At 42.2% G+C, this 17,748-nt stretch carries 22 protein-coding genes and 1 pseudogene; 13 read left to right on the top strand and 10 right to left on the bottom strand.

Annotated elements, in window-relative coordinates:
- Position 1: 1 nt before the first annotated feature.
- The 11 genes from GZK95_RS18630 to GZK95_RS18580 all read left to right on the top strand — a co-directional run bounded on the left by GZK95_RS18630 (position 2) and on the right by GZK95_RS18580 (position 11,288).
- On the top strand, positions 2-283 hold the full coding sequence (locus GZK95_RS18630; RefSeq protein ID WP_075715139.1) for an HlyU family transcriptional regulator: 282 nt from the start codon (positions 2-4) through the stop codon (positions 281-283).
- Positions 284-576: 293 nt separating this feature from the next.
- A complete protein-coding gene (locus GZK95_RS18625; RefSeq protein ID WP_075710824.1) occupies positions 577-2,133 on the top strand; it encodes a Re/Si-specific NAD(P)(+) transhydrogenase subunit alpha in 1,557 nt (518 codons plus the stop codon).
- A gap of 12 nt (positions 2,134-2,145) precedes the next feature.
- The gene (gene pntB, locus GZK95_RS18620) at positions 2,146-3,540 is read left to right on the top strand and encodes a Re/Si-specific NAD(P)(+) transhydrogenase subunit beta (protein WP_075715141.1); all 1,395 of its coding nucleotides are present in this window, start codon (positions 2,146-2,148) and stop codon (positions 3,538-3,540) included.
- Positions 3,541-3,729: 189 nt separating this feature from the next.
- Positions 3,730-5,169 (top strand): sensor histidine kinase VxrA, encoded by a 1,440-nt coding sequence (gene vxrA / locus GZK95_RS18615; protein ID WP_318630699.1) that lies wholly within the window; start codon positions 3,730-3,732, stop codon positions 5,167-5,169.
- Positions 5,144-5,803 (top strand): response regulator transcription factor VxrB, encoded by a 660-nt coding sequence (gene vxrB / locus GZK95_RS18610; RefSeq protein WP_075710818.1) that lies wholly within the window; start codon positions 5,144-5,146, stop codon positions 5,801-5,803. The genes vxrA and vxrB overlap by 26 nt, the downstream gene beginning before the upstream one ends.
- Positions 5,800-6,675 (top strand): DUF2861 family protein, encoded by an 876-nt coding sequence (locus GZK95_RS18605; protein WP_075710816.1) that lies wholly within the window; start codon positions 5,800-5,802, stop codon positions 6,673-6,675. The genes vxrB and GZK95_RS18605 overlap by 4 nt, the downstream gene beginning before the upstream one ends.
- Before the next feature lie 60 nt (positions 6,676-6,735).
- Positions 6,736-7,857 carry a conjugal transfer protein TraF gene (locus GZK95_RS18600; protein WP_075710814.1) on the top strand — a complete coding sequence of 374 codons (1,122 nt, stop codon included), beginning with the start codon at positions 6,736-6,738 and terminating at the stop codon, positions 7,855-7,857.
- 53 nt (positions 7,858-7,910) lie between these two features.
- Positions 7,911-8,060 (top strand): YoaH family protein, encoded by a 150-nt coding sequence (locus tag GZK95_RS18595; protein WP_075710812.1) that lies wholly within the window; start codon positions 7,911-7,913, stop codon positions 8,058-8,060.
- Between the two features lie 556 nt (positions 8,061-8,616).
- Complete coding sequence (locus GZK95_RS18590; RefSeq protein ID WP_225623956.1) at positions 8,617-9,009, top strand: hypothetical protein; 393 nt, start codon at positions 8,617-8,619, stop codon at positions 9,007-9,009.
- Between the two features lie 303 nt (positions 9,010-9,312).
- Complete coding sequence (locus GZK95_RS18585; RefSeq protein WP_075715147.1) at positions 9,313-10,680, top strand: AAA family ATPase; 1,368 nt, start codon at positions 9,313-9,315, stop codon at positions 10,678-10,680.
- On the top strand, positions 10,677-11,288 hold the full coding sequence (locus GZK95_RS18580) for a hypothetical protein (protein ID WP_075715149.1): 612 nt from the start codon (positions 10,677-10,679) through the stop codon (positions 11,286-11,288). The genes GZK95_RS18585 and GZK95_RS18580 overlap by 4 nt, the downstream gene beginning before the upstream one ends.
- Positions 11,289-11,323: 35 nt before the next feature.
- Here GZK95_RS18580 and GZK95_RS18575 read toward each other — a convergent pair.
- Both GZK95_RS18575 and GZK95_RS18570 read right to left on the bottom strand, forming a co-directional pair.
- Positions 11,324-11,738 (bottom strand): annotated as a pseudogene (locus tag GZK95_RS18575) (DUF3653 domain-containing protein).
- Positions 11,739-12,061: 323 nt separating this feature from the next.
- The gene (locus GZK95_RS18570; RefSeq protein ID WP_139315065.1) at positions 12,062-13,414 is read right to left on the bottom strand and encodes an ISNCY family transposase; all 1,353 of its coding nucleotides are present in this window, start codon (positions 13,412-13,414) and stop codon (positions 12,062-12,064) included.
- Positions 13,415-13,723: 309 nt separating this feature from the next.
- Here GZK95_RS18570 and GZK95_RS22495 point away from each other — a divergent pair, with 309 nt between their 5' ends.
- Positions 13,724-14,041 carry a DUF3653 domain-containing protein gene (locus GZK95_RS22495; RefSeq protein WP_404817658.1) on the top strand — a complete coding sequence of 106 codons (318 nt, stop codon included), beginning with the start codon at positions 13,724-13,726 and terminating at the stop codon, positions 14,039-14,041.
- 39 nt (positions 14,042-14,080) lie between these two features.
- Here the strand turns inward: GZK95_RS22495 and GZK95_RS18560 are convergent, their stop codons facing one another.
- A complete protein-coding gene (locus GZK95_RS18560; RefSeq protein WP_075715155.1) occupies positions 14,081-14,263 on the bottom strand; it encodes a hypothetical protein in 183 nt (60 codons plus the stop codon).
- 356 nt (positions 14,264-14,619) lie between these two features.
- Here GZK95_RS18560 and GZK95_RS18555 point away from each other — a divergent pair, with 356 nt between their 5' ends.
- Positions 14,620-14,961, top strand: a complete 342-nt coding sequence (locus GZK95_RS18555) for a hypothetical protein (RefSeq protein WP_075715157.1) — start codon at positions 14,620-14,622, stop codon at positions 14,959-14,961.
- Between the two features lie 65 nt (positions 14,962-15,026).
- Here the strand turns inward: GZK95_RS18555 and GZK95_RS22145 are convergent, their stop codons facing one another.
- Genes GZK95_RS22145 through GZK95_RS18530 form a run of 7 tightly spaced genes read right to left on the bottom strand, consistent with a single transcriptional unit; the run spans position 15,027 to position 17,746 of the window.
- Positions 15,027-15,185 carry a hypothetical protein gene (locus GZK95_RS22145; protein WP_170296242.1) on the bottom strand — a complete coding sequence of 53 codons (159 nt, stop codon included), beginning with the start codon at positions 15,183-15,185 and terminating at the stop codon, positions 15,027-15,029.
- On the bottom strand, positions 15,178-15,333 hold the full coding sequence (locus GZK95_RS22140; RefSeq protein ID WP_170296241.1) for a hypothetical protein: 156 nt from the start codon (positions 15,331-15,333) through the stop codon (positions 15,178-15,180). Before GZK95_RS22140 ends, GZK95_RS22145 begins: the two co-directional genes overlap by 8 nt.
- Positions 15,330-15,746: a hypothetical protein gene (locus tag GZK95_RS18550; RefSeq protein WP_075715159.1), complete on the bottom strand. Its 417-nt coding sequence runs from the start codon at positions 15,744-15,746 to the stop codon at positions 15,330-15,332. Before GZK95_RS18550 ends, GZK95_RS22140 begins: the two co-directional genes overlap by 4 nt.
- Positions 15,743-16,225, bottom strand: coding sequence for a structural protein P5 (locus GZK95_RS18545; RefSeq protein ID WP_225623955.1), 483 nt, complete (start codon positions 16,223-16,225; stop codon positions 15,743-15,745). Before GZK95_RS18545 ends, GZK95_RS18550 begins: the two co-directional genes overlap by 4 nt.
- A 15-nt stretch (positions 16,226-16,240) precedes the next feature.
- Entirely contained in the window at positions 16,241-16,576 is a 336-nt protein-coding gene (locus GZK95_RS18540) for a hypothetical protein (RefSeq protein ID WP_075715161.1), read from the bottom strand.
- Positions 16,577-16,589: 13 nt separating this feature from the next.
- Positions 16,590-17,057: a tail fiber protein gene (locus GZK95_RS18535; RefSeq protein WP_075715163.1), complete on the bottom strand. Its 468-nt coding sequence runs from the start codon at positions 17,055-17,057 to the stop codon at positions 16,590-16,592.
- Complete coding sequence (locus tag GZK95_RS18530) at positions 17,054-17,746, bottom strand: hypothetical protein (protein WP_075715165.1); 693 nt, start codon at positions 17,744-17,746, stop codon at positions 17,054-17,056. The genes GZK95_RS18535 and GZK95_RS18530 overlap by 4 nt, the downstream gene beginning before the upstream one ends.
- Positions 17,747-17,748: the final 2 nt, after the last annotated feature.

The following is a 17,748-nucleotide window of genomic DNA, read 5'->3' as shown; positions in this document are numbered from 1 at the left end:
CTTGGGACTATTTTCTCGTCTGTTTGGCGGTAACAAGTCAGACAAAGCCAAAGTTGAAGTGGAACCTATCGAATACAAAGGTTTTCTAATCTATCAAGAAGCGATTGAAGAATCGGGGCAGTACCGCATTGCAGGTCGTATCGAAAAAGAAATTGACGGAGAGTTGAAGACGCACCGTTTTATCCGTTCGGACGTACTTTCAAGCTGTTCAGATGCTGATGAGTTTATGCTCAAAAAGGCGCAGATGTTTATTGATCAAATGAACGAGCAAATTTTCGATTAGTATGGCGTGATTTGATAGATGTCATATAGTTAAGAACCATTAGCCGCTATGCTGATGGTTCTTTTTTTATGCTCATAAAACTAATCCTTTGTTTTTTCTTCTCTTTTTTGCGATCTGGTTAGACCTGTTTTAGCTCAGAAAATGTTGTTTGATTACATCGAAAATTGCAAAATTAATGGGTAGTTCTAATTCGAGCCAAGCAATTCTTGTATTTTTATTACAAAATGCTTGAAATTCGTGCTCTCGTTAGTTTAAAAAAGAATAATCATTGTGCCAATAGTCAAGGAATAGCTATGCAAATTGGTGTGCCAAAAGAAATACTCGCTGGAGAAACGCGAGTGGCTGCATCACCGAAGTCGGTTGAGCAGCTTATAAAGTTAGGTTTCGATGTTGTCGTTGAAACCCACGCAGGGGAGTTGGCGAGTTTCGACAATGCCTCATTTGAAGCCGCAGGAGCGAAAGTAGTATCGAAAGATGAAGCTTGGAACTCCGATATCATTTTTAAAGTTAACGCACCTATTATCGATAGTGAAAATGGTGTTGATGAGCTTGCATTGTTGAATGACGGTGCAACGTTAGTCAGCTTTATCTGGCCTGCCCAACACCCTGAGTTGATGGAACAACTTTCAAGTAAGAACATCAATGTGTTAGCAATGGATGCTGTACCTCGTATCTCTCGCGCTCAAGCGCTTGATGCGTTGTCATCAATGGCGAATATTGCAGGTTACCGCGCAGTTGTTGAAGCCGCACACGAGTTCGGACGCTTCTTTACCGGTCAAATTACGGCTGCTGGTAAAGTTCCGCCAGCGAAAGTACTGGTTGCAGGTGCTGGTGTTGCGGGTCTTGCGGCAATCGGCGCAGCGGGTAGCCTTGGGGCTATTGTTCGCGCGTTTGACGTACGCCCAGAAGTAAAAGAGCAAGTTCAATCAATGGGCGCTGAGTTCTTGGAAGTGGATTTCCAAGAAAACTCGGGTTCAGGTGATGGCTATGCGAAAGAAATGTCAGATGAGTTCAACAAGAAAGCTGCCGAGCTATATGCTGAGCAAGCAAAAGATGTTGATATCATCGTAACCACCGCGCTGATCCCAGGACGCCCTGCGCCGAAGCTAATTACCAAAGAAATGGTTGATAGCATGAAAGCGGGTAGTGTGATTGTCGACTTAGCAGCAGCGAACGGCGGTAACTGCGAATATACCGTTGCTGATCAGGTCATTACTACTGCAAATGGCGTCAAAGTGGTTGGTTATACTGATATGGTTGGACGTTTGCCAACGCAATCTTCTCAGTTATATGCGACTAACCTTGTCAACTTGATGAAGCTACTTTGTAAAGAAAAAGATGGCAACATCGACATCGATTTTGAAGACGTTGTTCTTCGCGGTGTGACAGTAGTTAAAGAAGGCGAAGTCACTTGGCCTGCGCCACCAATTCAAGTGTCGGCTCAACCAGAGCAAAAACCACAAGCGGCACCTGCGCCAGAGAAGAAAGTGGAAGAGCCAGTCTCTCCAGTTAAGAAAGTCGTTGGTCTTGGTGTTGCATTGGCGGCTTTTGGATGGGTTGCATCCGTTGCTCCAGCAGCGTTCTTAGCGCACTTTACCGTATTTGTGCTTGCTTGTGTGGTTGGTTACTACGTGGTTTGGAACGTGACGCATGCGCTTCACACTCCTTTAATGTCGGTAACTAACGCAATTTCAGGCATCATTGTAGTGGGCGCGTTGCTGCAAATTGGTCAAGGTAATGGCATGGTGACATTCTTGTCATTTATTGCGGTTCTAATCGCCAGTATCAACATTTTTGGTGGTTTCACCGTGACCAAGCGCATGCTTGAAATGTTCCGTAAAGATAAGTAGGAGTAACAGGGAATGTCTGCAGGACTAGTACAAGCAGCTTACATTGTTGCTGCTATATTTTTTATCTTAAGCTTAGCCGGCCTATCTAAACAGGAATCAGCGCGCTCTGGTAACTATTATGGTATCGCTGGTATGGCGATTGCGTTAATCGCGACCATTTTCAGCCCTGATGCACAAGGCTTCGTATGGATCATCGTTGCGATGGTCATTGGTGGTTCGATCGGTATTTTCTACGCTAAGAAAGTAGAAATGACAGAGATGCCAGAACTGGTTGCGATTCTTCACAGCTTTGTAGGTTTGGCGGCAGTGTTGGTTGGTTACAACAGTTACCTAGCGCCACCACCACCTGTGTCAATCGATGCGGCTGGTATTCATGCTGAACACGTTATTCACCTTGTGGAAGTATTCCTTGGTGTATTCATCGGTGCCGTGACCTTTACAGGCTCAATTGTTGCCTTTGGTAAGTTACGTGGTGTGATTTCTTCTTCACCATTAAACCTACCTCACAAGCACAAGATGAATCTAGCGGCTATCGTAGTTTCAACGCTACTGATGATCTACTTCGTAAAAGCAGATGGCAGTATGTTTGCGTTGATCGTGATGACATTGATCGCATTTGCATTTGGTTACCACCTAGTGGCGTCAATTGGTGGTGCTGACATGCCAGTTGTTGTCTCAATGCTTAACTCATACTCAGGTTGGGCAGCAGCGGCCGCTGGTTTCATGCTTGCCAATGATCTATTGATCGTAACTGGTGCGTTAGTAGGTTCTTCTGGTGCGATCCTTTCATACATTATGTGTAAAGCGATGAACCGTTCTTTTATCAGCGTAATTGCTGGTGGCTTTGGTCAAGAAGTGGTTATCTCTGGCGATGAAGAGTATGGTGAACACCGTGAGACCAATGCTGAAGATGTGGCGGATATGCTGAAAAATGCTAAATCTGTCATTATCACTCCAGGATATGGTATGGCGGTAGCGCAAGCGCAATACCCAGTACATGAAATCACTGAGAAACTTCGTGCACAGGGCGTAGAAGTACGCTTTGGTATTCACCCTGTTGCGGGTCGTCTTCCGGGTCACATGAATGTACTGCTCGCAGAAGCGAAAGTACCTTATGACATCGTACTCGAAATGGATGAAATCAATGATGATTTCCCAGAAACTGATGTAGTATTGGTTATTGGCGCAAACGACACGGTTAACCCTGCAGCTCTTGAAGATCCGAACAGCCCAATTGCTGGTATGCCAGTATTGGAAGTTTGGAATGCTAAAGATGTAATTGTATTCAAACGTTCAATGAATACGGGTTACGCAGGGGTACAAAACCCATTGTTCTTTAAAGAGAACACGCAAATGCTATTTGGTGATGCGAAAGAGAGTGTAGACGCTATTGCGAAAGCACTATAAGCTAAACTAAAGCATTGAAAGGTCAGCGCTATGCTGGCCTTTTTTTATGTTATAAATCTTGCAATAAAAGTGCATTTGAGTACTTATAATTGACACGAATATTACACATTGAGCATCAAGTGTTGTCATAATGGCAACGTCTGGTGGTAACTAGCTGATTTAATAAGATTTGCTTTGAAATTCACAAAGATTAAGTTTTTGGTATGCCTGTTTAGCTTCGCTTCTTTGAGCGCTAGTGCAGACACGCTACCAGAGCGTATTGATAAATTTGTTAATTTATTTAAGACCTCAGAAGCGTCAGTTTCATATGATGTGCGCGTGTTGCAGTCAGATTATCCAACGCGCTTACTGACGCCGCAGTCTATGCTGCCACAGACATCGAGCTATCCTTTAGAAGACATTCAACGCTTGTATCAACTGGCTGTGTCATGCACGGGCAAACTCCCTCTTAGCCCTTTGGTGACCGAGCCACTAGTGTTCACACGGGCGATGTGTAAAGGCTCGAACCTTAGTCTTACGTGGTTTGCTCGTAGCGGGTTAATTCACCCTGGAGGGGGAACGTATGCTAACCGTTACATTGTCACACACCCTGACCAAGTAACGGCGTTAGAGCAGTATATGCATATCCGCGAGCGACCGTTGGCAAACCAGAACACCTTACTTGGTCGCCTGCAAAGAATGAGCGAAGAGACCATCGTTGCCTTAATCTCAGGTGCGAGTATGTTTCTCGAAGGTGAAGACCTGTGGTTACGCAAAAATGATAGCTACTATATCTACCCTGAATCAGTGTGGAGCAAAAACGTTGCAGAAGCAGGTCTAAGCTTTACCTTAGGGCGAGATTCTGGTGCTTGCTTTGTCCAACGCGGAAACATTTGTTGGGATGTTGAAGATCACGCTGACATACTAAAAATCAGTATGATTGGTTTGGTGATCGCCAATATTCTCTTGGTTGCCGGATGGTCGGTGTACCGCTGGAACACCAAGCGTAAAGAGATGAAGAGTCGCATGTTGGTATTGCAGATTCTGACTCACGAGCTACGGACACCCATTGCGAGCTTATCGTTAACGGTTGAAGGGTTTCGGCGTGAGTTTGAGCATTTACCTGAATCTGTTTACGATGAATTTAGACGTTTGTGCGAGGACTCGCGACGTTTAAGGCAACTTGCTGAGGCAAGTAAAGATTACTTGCAGTCTGACAATAAGCCGCTCGCCTCGGAGTGGGTGCCGTCAGTACAGGAATGGTTAGAATTTAAGATTGAAGAAGAGTTCGATGAGCAAATTGAACTGGTGATCAATCATGACGTCGCGGCAAAACTTAATGTATATTGGTTAGGGACTTGCCTCGACAACTTAATTAGAAATGCGGTGAAATATGGCGTTAAGCCGATAAGATTAGAGGTGAAAACTTCTAATCAAAAGATTACGTTCAGTGTCATAGACCAAGGAAAACTGACTCAAAAAGACTGGCGCAACTTGCGTAAGCCTTTTGTTAGTAAAAGTGGTTTAGGCTTGGGCTTAACTATCGTTGATTCGATGGTAGGAAGAATGGGTGGTAAGATGTCACTCATTGGACCGCCAACAACGTTTATTTTGGAGATACCTTGTGAAACAAACACTGCTTCTCGTTGAAGACGACAAAAACTTAGCGGATGGCTTACTTGTTAGCCTTGAACAAGCAGGGTACGAATGTTACCACGCAGAAACCATCGCAGAAGTAGAGCAGTACTGGGCAAAATCCGATCTGGTAATTCTTGATCGACAACTGCCTGATGGCGATTCGGTATCACACTTACCGCAGTGGAAAGCGATCAAAGAGATCCCAGTGATCTTGCTTACTGCTTTAGTGACCGTAAAAGATAAAGTGGCGGGTTTAGATTCAGGGGCAAATGACTACCTAACTAAACCATTTGCAGAAGCAGAGCTTTTCGCCCGCATCCGAGCTCAGTTACGTACGCCTGATAGCTTAGAAGAAGATGACAGCAAAGTTCGCACAGAAAATCTGATTATTGACAAAAGCACGCGCGAAGTGTTTTTTAATGATCAACCAATCACACTAACGCGTACAGAGTTCGATTTATTGCTGTTCTTAGCAAGCAATCTTGGTCGAGTATTCACTCGAGACGAGCTTTTAGATCATGTGTGGGGCTATAACCATTTCCCAACAACTCGTACTGTAGATACACACGTACTTCAATTGCGCCAGAAGTTGCCTGGCTTAGAGATTGAGACGTTGCGTGGTGTCGGATACAAGATGAAAGCATGATCCGCCGTAGTTTGATCATCGCAGGTGCGCTGTTTAGCGCATCTGTCGCCTCGGAAGGCTTAACGTGGTTTGAGAGCAATACGCCATTAACTCAAACTCATAAGCATTTGTTAAACAATGACCTTCCAGCTATGTTCTCATCTCTAGTTGAAGTTTGGCAATTGGAAGAGAACGTCAATCTCGCCCCGCATCTCAATGATCTGCTTATTCAATCTCTGGAAGTTGATTGTGGTAAAGGTCTAGGAAACAAAGCGTTTCCGTCATGGCTTAAAGGTGTGCTGGTACAACGTTCAGAAATTCAAAGCCCTGGTCGAGATGCATTTCGTGCCACGGTAGAAGTGCAGTCAACACTGCCTATCTCGCGCGTTTCACTTACGCGTTGGGTCGATAAGTCAGTTTCAAATGACAACTCCTTGGAACGAATTCGAGAAAATCAAGCAGGGATCATCACCTATTCAAAGCGTTACAACATTAGCAATAAGTTAGCGATGGGGTTATATCGAATCGATATCGTTAGTGAGAACAATGAGTCTTGGAGTTCATGGCTAATTTTGGGCGATCCGAAACTATATATGACTGTCCGCTGGGCATCTAAAGATCATTGGCAAGTCGAACAAAATGCACTTCTGAACCCAAATTGCCCGTTGCCAAAATTGAATGCGGCACTTTATGACTATGTTGATGGCAAGTATAACCAAGTTTGGACCGGCAGCTATGAATCTGACTATCCAACCAGTCTGCCATTAAACGAAATCGACGCTGGTCGCTATGTTTTAGCCGTGTCGATGGCGCATCGTCGTTGGCAAGGACAGATAATCGTTGAACAAGCGCAAATAATCAGTAAAACGTACGACGTTTCGGTAGAGGAATAGCTAAAGTTAAGCGACAATGAGCCGATAGAATAACAACGCAACTAACTATTTAGCTCTGATATGAAAACCGTATACAAATTACTTCCTTTTGCCGTGGCCATGTCTATCGGCTCAGCTCACGCAGCTAACTATGCAATAGAAGCCCGCGGCGATGCTATGGGTGGCGTCGGTGTTGTTTCGGCAAACTTTTTAACGGCTCCATTTTACAACCCTGCTTTAACCGCGATTTATCGTCGAAGTGATGATGTAGGCATGATCACTCCAAGTATCGGTTTTAACTATACTGAAACTGGTAACTTCGTTGATGACCTAGAGTTTGCGCAAGACGTTGTTAAAAAAGGCGATGCGGCGAATGCGCAAAAAGCCATTGACCAGCTGAATGGTGATAGCCTTAACCTGGATATTGGTGGTGTAGTTGCGTTTGCTATTCCAAACCGATATGTAGCGGCGAATGTCTTTGGCAAACTTTACACCGAATCGCATGCGACCGCCGAACTGGGTAGTGGCAGCACTCCAATTGAACAAGCGGAGAATAGTCGTGTACGTGCAGTTAGTATCGGAGTTGCTGAAGCCGGTATTTCTCTCGCAAAATATCAGACTTTTCTAGGACAACACCTTTCATTTGGTGTGACGCCAAAACTGCAGCGAATCTATACCTACGTTTACGAAGCTGATATTAAGAACTACGACCTAAAAGACTTGCGTGATAATAGCCGTGGCGAAACCATGTTTAACATGGATGCGGGTTTTCTTTGGTTCTATGGACCAATCCGCGCGGGTATCTCAGCGAAAAATCTAATTTCACGCGATATTCAGACTCAGAACATCCCAGGAACGAATGTCTCTTACGCTTATGAAATGGCACCGCAATATACGGTGGGTGCGGGTATTGTTGCAGACTACTTTACCTTGAGTGTCGATTACGATTTAAAAGAAGAAGAGCGCTACCTCGGTTTCGACGACAACACACAAATGTTGCGAGTAGGTACAGAGCTTGACTTGATGCGTCAATTGAAACTGCGTGCAGGTTGGAAGAAAAACTTAGCATACGATGACAGCGACAGCACCGTTACTGCCGGTATCGGCTTGTCACCACTTAACTTATTTCAACTCGATGTTGGTGCAAGCTATACGAATGAAAACTCGATGGGTGCCTACATTAACTTCCTAACGAGTTACTAGAAATCTCGCAAAAATCATAATATAGTCGGCTCCTAAATTTAGGAGCCTTTTTTATGTTTGATGATTTAAGCCTAAGCCACGCAGAGCAGCAAAAAGCTGTTGAAGAAATTCAGAAGTTAATGGCGCAGGGGATAAGTACTGCAGAAGCGATTAAGATTGTTGCCGCACAAATTCGCGAGAACGCAGCAAAACAACAGCAATAGAAAAGGGCAGGAGACTGCCTTTTTTAATGTCTATCTAATGCACTATAACTAATTATTTCTCTAACAATTAAAACTCCTCCCGCTAGCCCACTAAACGTGACACGTTACAGGACGCGAAAAACTTTCAGTGTTCTTACATATCAACAATTGTTTTCATTCAAGGTTAACGTCATTAAAAACAATGATTTACAACAGGATTAAATGTTGTCGTGCGTATCTGTGTTTGGATTTTGTAATTTTATTACAAAGTCTAAGGTGGGTTATTTTACACCCAATAAATACTAGTGATTAATCCTGTTGCGTTAGCTTGTCACGTATAAAAGGGAAGAGTGCGTGCAATTACGTGATCCTGTCACATAGCTTTAAGTGAAACTATCTTGCTGTAATCTGTTTTGATTAGGATAACTAGGAGGCTGGCTTTATATACAGTGGTGGCATGGAGTTTGTTATTGAGCGACAAAAGTGACGACGTAACTAATGCGATTAACCAAGCCGCAGGTAGTTTTGCTATCTACTAAGAGTGAACCCAAGATGCTTGGCGTAAATGATGAACTCAATGTCTTCATTCGCCGTGCTTTGGCAGCATAATGAAAACCAAAAGCCAACGCTCAAGCGCATGGATGAAATAGAGCAGGTGCTCCATACCGCCAAAATTGATCGGTTAGAGCTGAGTGAAGATAAAGCTTTAAATCTTGATGAAATCAGCTTGAAAACCCGTGGTTGGAAAGATGATTTCGTGTTGGTTGTGGTGTTTATGCCTTTGCTTTTGTCGTTTATTCCAGATTACGCGCCAACGGTGCAACGTGGCTTTGAAGCGCTAGAGCATATACCACAACCTTACTGGTTTATCGTTGGCGCTGTAGTAGTGGATGTTTTAGGGATGAGAGCAATGCTTCGCTATGTGTTGGAGTATTTTGCAATCAAATTTAAGGGTAGAGCATTCATGTGACTGAATTTCTGACCACGCTCAACAACATGGGCTTTTCGCCCACGTTGATAGCGTTAATCGCAGCGCTTTGGAAGCTGGATAAACGGTTAACGATTATAGAGATTGCGTTAGACCTAAGAAATAAAATTTGAACTGATTTGAAAGAGACGCCAATTAGCTTTACAAAGCTATCTCTATTTGATATTTGATATGAGTTGAATATGCAAGCTAAGTTTGAGCATGAAGTTTCATTTCGATAGCATGATTTTAAAACTACTTAGTGTTGCGTATAATGCGAAAAACTGTAATTAAATCAGGTAAAAAATGAAGTTTACGTTTAAGAAAATTGGTTTTATCGATTCAGGTGAAGTTCAACTGGGGAACCTCACTGTAATATGTGGACGTAACAATACGGGCAAAACCTACGTTAGTCATAGTATTTATGGACTCCTTAAACAGTGTAGTTCTCAAAGAGTTTCAGTTGCAGATAGTGAGTCGATAGATCAGTTGTTTAGTGACGGAGAATGCATTATCGATGCTCCAAACATTTCAGAATTGGTCGCTAAGGTTTCTAGAGAATTTTCTAATTCATCACTGAAAGATGTCTTTAACTCGGAAGAAGATTCATTCAAGAGTGGTAGTGTGACTCTTACAGTTGAAGAGGAATGCAATCAAAAATTTGGACTTTATGAAAAGGAGCTGATTGTTAAGCTCGGTGAAGATAGTGATACGGAACTAAGAATTAAGACTAAAAATAATGAACATTCAGTCACAGTAAACTTAATTAACCCTAACGTTTCGAGAAGTTTTGTTCAATATGCGTTAGACAAAGCATTATCTTCACTTATTCTAGGTTCTTTCATTCCTAATTCATTTGTTATTACATCAGAGCGAACTGGTTCGGCTATGTTTTACAAAGACCTAGATAGCCAAGCCCATTCAATTCTTGACCACATTGTAGAATTAAAAGACAACAAGAAGTTAAACCCATTTTCACTATTACAAAAGATGCGTTCAAGATATTCTTTACCTATAAGAAGCAATATTGAAAGCATGAGATATGCTCAAGAAACTGCTAAAAATAAAAGTGAAATATTTATTGATAAAGAACATGACTATGTATTTAAAAAGCTAAGACAGATTGTTGGCGGAACATATAAAACTCTTGTTAATGGTGTATATTACGTACCGACGAAGAAAAGAAATAGGGATAAGGTAGAACTGCCAATGCATATGGCATCTTCTGCAACAAAATCTTTATACCTACTTGATTTATATTTAAGACATGTAGCTAAGATTGGTGACGTTTTAATCATAGACGAACCTGAATTGAATTTGCACCCAGATGCTCAGCGCACTCTCGCACAATTGCTTGTGAGAATCGTAAATACAGGTATAAAAATTATCATTACAACCCATAGCGATCATTTATTGCGAGAATTGAATTCATTAGTAATGCTGAGCTCTCCTAACATTGATCCAGAGGACCGAAACGACCTGTTTTCAAGGCATGGATTATCAGTTGAAGACACTATCGCTCCTCACAAGGTAAAAGCGTACGTCAACTCATCATCCACTCACAAGATTCATGAAATGCAAGTGGATGAGCTAGGCATACACATGCAATTATTTAATGATGAGATTAATAAATCAACGGACTTGTCTAAAGAGGTTTATTATTTAGTATCATGATAAATTCAATTAACAGCATCTACGACGCTAGTGTTAAGGTTAATATAAAGACAGGCAGAAGGATTACTATTTGCGAAGATGACGTTTCAGCTAAGTTGAAGAAGCTTCACCTTAAATTGTTTAGAGGGCATATGGAAGGTGGAACAAAAGTTAGAAACTCCATATTTATTGAGCTAGATAAAAACACCGAACCCCACGGAAGATTGTCATATTTTTTTTGCAAGGACGCAAAAAACGTAAACAAGCGAAGTGATTTAATTATTTATCATGATAAAGACGAGTATTTAGCTATATTGATATGCGATCTTAAATCAAGTCCAAGGGGATGTGATGACGAGAGAGCAATCAATCAATTTAGAAACTCGCGTAAATTCATACAATATGTAAATGACTTAAGATTATCTTATTATGAAACACTGAAGGAAACTAGAATCTTCTACGTTTCATTTTACCCATTACTCCCAATGCCTCAAACAACCCTGATCGGTGTTCAAAACCCACCAAAGCTTATTACATACGAACAAGGAATCAATTTAGAGCCTGTAAATATGGGCGAGAATGGAGAAGGTGAAGTTCTATGGGAAGAACTCTTAGGTAAACTGCCTTAACTTAGAGAAGCCCGCATTTAGCGGGCTTTTTAACGTCACCGTTTAAGCTTGGATGGAATCCAAGGTGCAGCTTGCATGCGACGTCCACCACGGAAAGGCAAAACATTCTCTTTAGCTGGTCGATAAATCGGGCTAGGCATGTGACCGTGTAACTCAATCATTTGTTGATATTCATCTTTCGCATAGGCAAAAGATTCCAATTCTTTAGGACTGAATTCAAGACCGGTTGGCGTGATGATCACCGCACGTTCTTCATCGATACGAAAACCACGCCAGCGAATGTCGTTAGGAAGATATGATGATGAGCAGCTTTTCAGCCATTGGATTGATTGGGTATTTGCCGGATAACCAACGGCGAATTGTAGCCGTGTTGACATGAAAATATTGAGCACCAGCATTAACGTTTGGGAATACGCGCCAAAAAAGGACGGTAAAAGCATCATAATCCATAAGAAAGCCTTAGTGTAATGATGATTTCTTTAGACAAATTTTTTATATAGAAATTATATATGCGTTTAATTAGTTATAACCGTCCGGACTCAGCGTCATGATGCAAAATGTAACAATATGTGTCAATGCGATAGACCCGTTTGATACAGCGACAAAAGAAGAACTAAATGTGATTAAGCCAATGTATTTAAAAGGATCAATCTAGAGGAATTGTCAGAATTGGCAAATGTTAAATTTAGATGCTCTTGTTAATGCAAATTTAAAATGTCCTGTTTTTCTCCCAGATAGAAATGTCCTGGTCAGAAAACGAGAGTGAAGGTTGGTTAGGTTTTATTGCTCGACGCTTTAAATGTATCAGGCTCAGTGAGTACTGGGTTGATGGCTCTAAGTTGCTCTTTCAGCACCCGTTTTTGGGTTCGACGTTTCGGGGCTTTTTTGCTTCGAGTGCGCTGCTGCTGAGCTTCGAATTCCTCTTGTTTTTGCTGGGCAAACTTCAAGGCTTGACCTAGACGCTTGTTGTCTATGATTTGGGGTTGCTGAACATGTTCTAACTTGTCGAAGGTTTTGAAAGCCAGTTTTCGGTGACCGTAAACAATCGCAATCTCTCCATTTGGGTAATCTAATATCTTTACGTGTTCGTGTGCCAGACGTGTATTTTCTTCTGTCGGTTCAATGAGATAAATAACTTTATCGTATTGAAATGTCAGCGATTTCGAAAGCTTACGAGTTTCTTGCCAACTGAAGATATCGTCCAACTCCTGCTTGGATTCGTATACTTTTCGGCGCATATCTTTAGAAAACTTTGCTGGTTTGGCAAAACGGCGGTTGCAGTCAGCGATGAAGTAGGGAAGCCATGCATTGGCGTCTTCGATGGTGTTGATGCCTTGTAAGCGCATCTCTTTTACCAGTCGATTTTGCAGCGTCAGATTCGCTCTTTCTACACGACCTTTGGCCTGAGAGCTGTTGGCACAGATAAGTTCTATACCCAGTTCATTTAATACTCGACCATATTGCGTCTGGCCAACTTTCTTGTGTTTTTCTTGATTGACTCGAAATATCGAGTGTTTATCGCTGTAAAACGCAATCGGCTTACCATGTTCACTCAGGTATTCTTGGGTTGCCAACATGTAATCAAACGCCGATTCGGTTTCACTGAACCTTAAGTTCATCAAGCGGCCAGTCGCATCATCGATGAAGACAAGTAGGCAGCATTTGTCGTTGCGTCCTTCAAACCAGTCATGGTGTGAGCCATCAATTTGAATGAGTTCGCCAAGGCAATCTCGGCGATAACGAGGTTGATAGACTCTGGGCTTACGGCGGGAGTATGGAGTCCAAAGACCGTCAGCGATCATCCATTTACGTAGCGTCTCTTTAGAAACACTCAGGTTGTGATACTCAGAGAGTTTTTCTAGCGCAAATGTAGGTGAAAAGTCGGAGTATTGCTCACGTACAATCCTTAATACTTCGGCTCGGAAACAATCATTATAGCGGTGGTTGCTTGGACGGCCTCGAGCAGCATGTGCCAAGCTTTGAGCACCATAAGTTGCCAATTGATTTAGCAAGCGTCTGACATGTCGAGTAGAGATATTTAAAATATCAGCAGCATCGACTTGTCGTAAGCGTTTTTCTCGGACATCCGTTAGGACTTTAAATCGATTAATCTCGTGATCACTCATAGCAATTAACATCAGTTTAGGTCCTCATTAGCAAACAATGATTTAAGCTTATGAGGACATTTCAAAGTTGTTCAAACCGGACATTACTATATTGCCTTTACAAGTCCAGTGCGTATTATCTGCATTATGTTAAATAAGTGTGTTAAAAGTGCATAAAATCATGCGTTTACATGCCGTGATTGCTTAACTATTCGAAATATCTATAATTTACGCTTACTTATTTTAATGCTTACGATAAATGTAATTTATTAAGAGTACATAGAACGACAAAAAACTTTTGTGAAAATAACGACAGATATTTTGCTTGACATGCATTTTTACGGGGACTTAGGCGCAGCCGCGGTCTTTTTGGGACGGTCAGAGTCAACCATCAGAAGGTGGTGTAGATGTGATACCTTGCCTGAATGGGCTCACTCTATGCTAAGGTTTAAGAATTACGGGTCTATGCGTTTGCATGGCGATAAGTGGAAACATTGGAAGGTAGACGTGGACGGCTTAACCACGCCTAATGGCAATAGGATCACACACAAGCAGTTACTTGCGTATTCTGCTTGGATTGATTCGAACCACTTTATCACCAGTGATGCAATGGCCGTTATGGCTACGAAAATAAAAAATACAACGTAACAAAACAAAAAGCCCACCAAATCGGTGGGCTTCTTTTTGCTAGGCTCCTTCAGTGGGATTAAAAACTTCCAATAGGAAATCAATTTCTTCCTGAGTAATTTTACTAGTAATATCTCTTGTTAATTTTATATCTATCAAAGCCTTAACCTCTTTCAACTGATAATCAGAAAGAGTATCAATACGTTTTTTTACTATCTCAAATTTACGTTGATTGATTTCCATAATAGTCACACACCTAACCTCAGTTATTAATGCATAACAGTAGGATTATTTTAATCATGCTGACGACTTATGACTATAGTATAACCCTACATAATCTAGTGCTACTAACGCTGCTTAATCCATTCTGATAAGGCTGCGATACATTCCTGCCTTTTCTTCCGATTTATATGTTCAAGCTAAGCAAACGCAATGATAAATACCAATAAAATATGTTAATGAAGTGTTGATTTTCTCCTATTGACTTTAAACACATGAAAAATTGATGCTGGCACTGAAATTTATATCGCATAAGTCCTATGGGATATAGGTATAGCTCGGTTTGGACATGCTTTATCTTCTGTTAGGAGGAGCATGGAATGATTAGAACAGTTGATATTATGAAAATGCTAAAGGCTCGTCACGGTAACATTTCTAACAGGGAATTAGCCAAAAAGATCGGTTTAAGCAACTACATAGTAAATATCTGCTTTAGAGGTCACTCTTTGTCAGTTGACAACGCCTTGCGCTTTGCTGATGAGTTGGGGCTAGATAGATATGCTGTATTGATTGGTAACTTATGCGAAAAGCACCTTGTTTCTCAACAAGCTAGGGAAATGCTAGCAGCGTTAATTGGCGAAGATATAAAACTAAAACCAGACCGAATAACAGAAGTCTTGAGAGAGGCTAGCAAAAAGGAGACAACACATACTGATATTTAGGTAGAACTGGTTATAAAACAAGAAGCCCACCGATTTGGTGGGCTTCATTGTATTAGTTAGTCGCTTCATTTTCGCTTTTTCGCTACGCTCTTTTTCTTAGCTGGCGTTCGCTTGGTCTTCACCGCCTTTTTCTTTGTGGTACCAGCTTTAACTACTGTGCCGCCTTTCTTAAATTTGTAGCCCTTTTTTAACTGACCGTTTGCTTTCAAACCTTCTTTAGCCATGTTCTCTATTTCCTTTCATTGAGTTAACGATTGTTTCTAATACTGTAATTCGCTTGTCTTGTTTCCAAAGCAGTGCAATCAATGCTACGCCAGCAGGTGATAAGCCGATTTCATTTAACGACTTAAACACCTCAAAAATTTCGGTCATTTCACTCCTAGCCTTTTATTTATCCAGTGTTCAAAGGCCACTCGCAACATGCGACGAAATCCGAACGTATCGATATATACCATTGCCAGCGCATACCAAAAGTATTCTGGTACATTCTCTTTTAATGCGGCAAAGCCCTCAGCCACATAAGGCGCAAAGTCAGGGATAAACGTAAGAATGAGAGGCGCTGTCGTCAGCACTAGCAAGTATTCATCTTTCCAACCACGCCCTTTCAAGCTGATTGCGTCCAAATCTGCAGCGCTTGCGTCCCCCTGCTCTATTCGCTTGGTTTGTGCATCCGTGACAGCCTGCTCTAACTGGTCTTGGCGCTCTTGTCGTTTGGCTTTGATTCTCTGCTTGTTTTTGAAATAACCTGCAATCAAACTCACGCCTTGGAGTAAAGCGCCTATCATGCTGCAATCCCCGCCAATCTCGCGCCTTTGTTCACCGTGTCTCTATCGAGATATTGACCATTCTCATGTTTGATCATGTGATAAAGCAGCTCCGGAATATCGCTTTCTAGAATTGGGGCATAAGGACTCACGCCAAGTTTAGACGCTACGTGCTCTGCGTACGCGTTTGTGTCGTTTTCAATACTTGGAGCCCAACGGTTAATGATAGCCGACACGGTTTTTAGGTTGTATCGGCGCATGTAGTTTTGAATAAGCTTAGCGGCGGCTCGCACGCCATACTCCATCGATGAGAACTTAGCAAAGCGTGGATTGCTGACACCCGTCTCAATACCAACTTGGCCGCTCCAGTTGTTGGCATTGTTAAAGTCGATGTTTAGTGGATTGTTGTTACGAAATCCACGAGGCTTTAGTAGTGTTTTTTTCATGATAATCACCATTAAAAGCAAGATGATCACAGCGACATAAATCCAATTTTTCATCTTACTTTTCCTTGTTTAAAAATCAGAACTTGGCAGTGAGGCAATCAATACTTCACGTGCTCGGTTTCGGTTGTTCATCACTTCTTTTGGAATGGCTACGCCCGTCTCGATCTTACGAACGACGTAAAAATCCGTTTCTTTCAGATAGCGATGGGCTTTCAATTCACGGTTTTGCTGCTCATCATTGATGGGCTCGATATCCAACTTAATAAATTCGCTTCCGTTCCATTGGTAGCAGAAAGGCTGCGCTAGAATTTCTTTCGTTGGCTCGATATCAAGAGTGGTCAGTTCGTCGTCATCAATTTTGATATTGATGCTCTTGATGCGACCATTTTTATCAATCTGGATCACGGTCTTTTCTCCTCTAGAAAATTAAGCGTTGATTAAAGCTAATCACTAGATAGTCATAAGCGGCATTTATCGGCGTTTTAAGCTTGATTCGCTTTGTGCCTTTGGGTACCGAAATAGTGAAAGGTTGTGGTTTATCTAGTCCGTAATGTGTCGCAAACGTGAGTCTGCAAAACTCTTTGTCTTTATCGTCTAACGCAACAAACATCAACGGCTCTCCTCGACTTGTAAACTCCATCGGTGCAGATACAGTCCCAAATATCAATTCTTGCTTTCCAGAAAGCTCGATAAACGGGCTTTCTTTGCTTTGGCTAAGCTCGATAGATTGATTGAGTTCTGACAGCCCCGTCACCTTAATTTCGTTTAACGTACCTACGGCTTTTTGACTCGCGGCGACGTCCGAGCGAGTACCATCAATGGCATCACTCAGCGCTATTTGCTCAGGAAACTCGATTTTGAATGGTGGCGGGATAATTTGACTCATGCGGTCACCTCACTAACGTAAAGTTTGCAGTTCGTAGGAATCAGCACTTCTACTTCCGCACCATTAGACAGAATAAACCCGCTAGCAGGTTCGATCTCAAAGCCACGACCAACAAAACCACCGAGCCAAATTGAAGCTTGGTTTCCTGCGTCCGCTTTCAAAATGAGCTCTTTGCGCTTGGCGTTGCCTGTGATTTTTCCTGTCGCGGTCATCGTGTCATGCGCTACAAATTTTAGATTTGGCTCTGACTGCTGCACTACGTGCACCTTTTGCACATCAGGATTTTTTTGCTGGTTTTGCACCTCCACCGCCATTACTGGCGGTAGGTTTGTAATTTCAGCTTTTACCTTTTGTGAGTCCGGTAATGAGACAGGCTGACGACCAATAAAGTTAACGGATAAACCATCTTTGATTTGTAAGTCTGCGTTGATGTCGAGCTTTGAACCGTCCACACCTGCGTTAAACGGGATTGGTGAGGCCAAGAACTCCAGCGATTCAACGTCTGAAAGATTGGTTATCGTGAATTGCGTAAACTCCTCTTCCAAGTCGAACACGTAGCCGCGGGGCATTACTAGCGGTTTACCATTGACCACCGCCGTGACTAGAGCACCCTCTTTCAGCATCAGATAGCGGCCTGTTGCTTTCACTTCGGATTGCTGGCCGTTACGTAAACGAATTTCAGTGATCATTA

It is taken from the genome of Vibrio panuliri (genome assembly GCF_009938205.1).
GTDB classification, from domain to species: Bacteria; Pseudomonadota; Gammaproteobacteria; order Enterobacterales; family Vibrionaceae; genus Vibrio; species Vibrio panuliri.
This window is presented reverse-complemented; position numbering and strand designations above follow the sequence as displayed.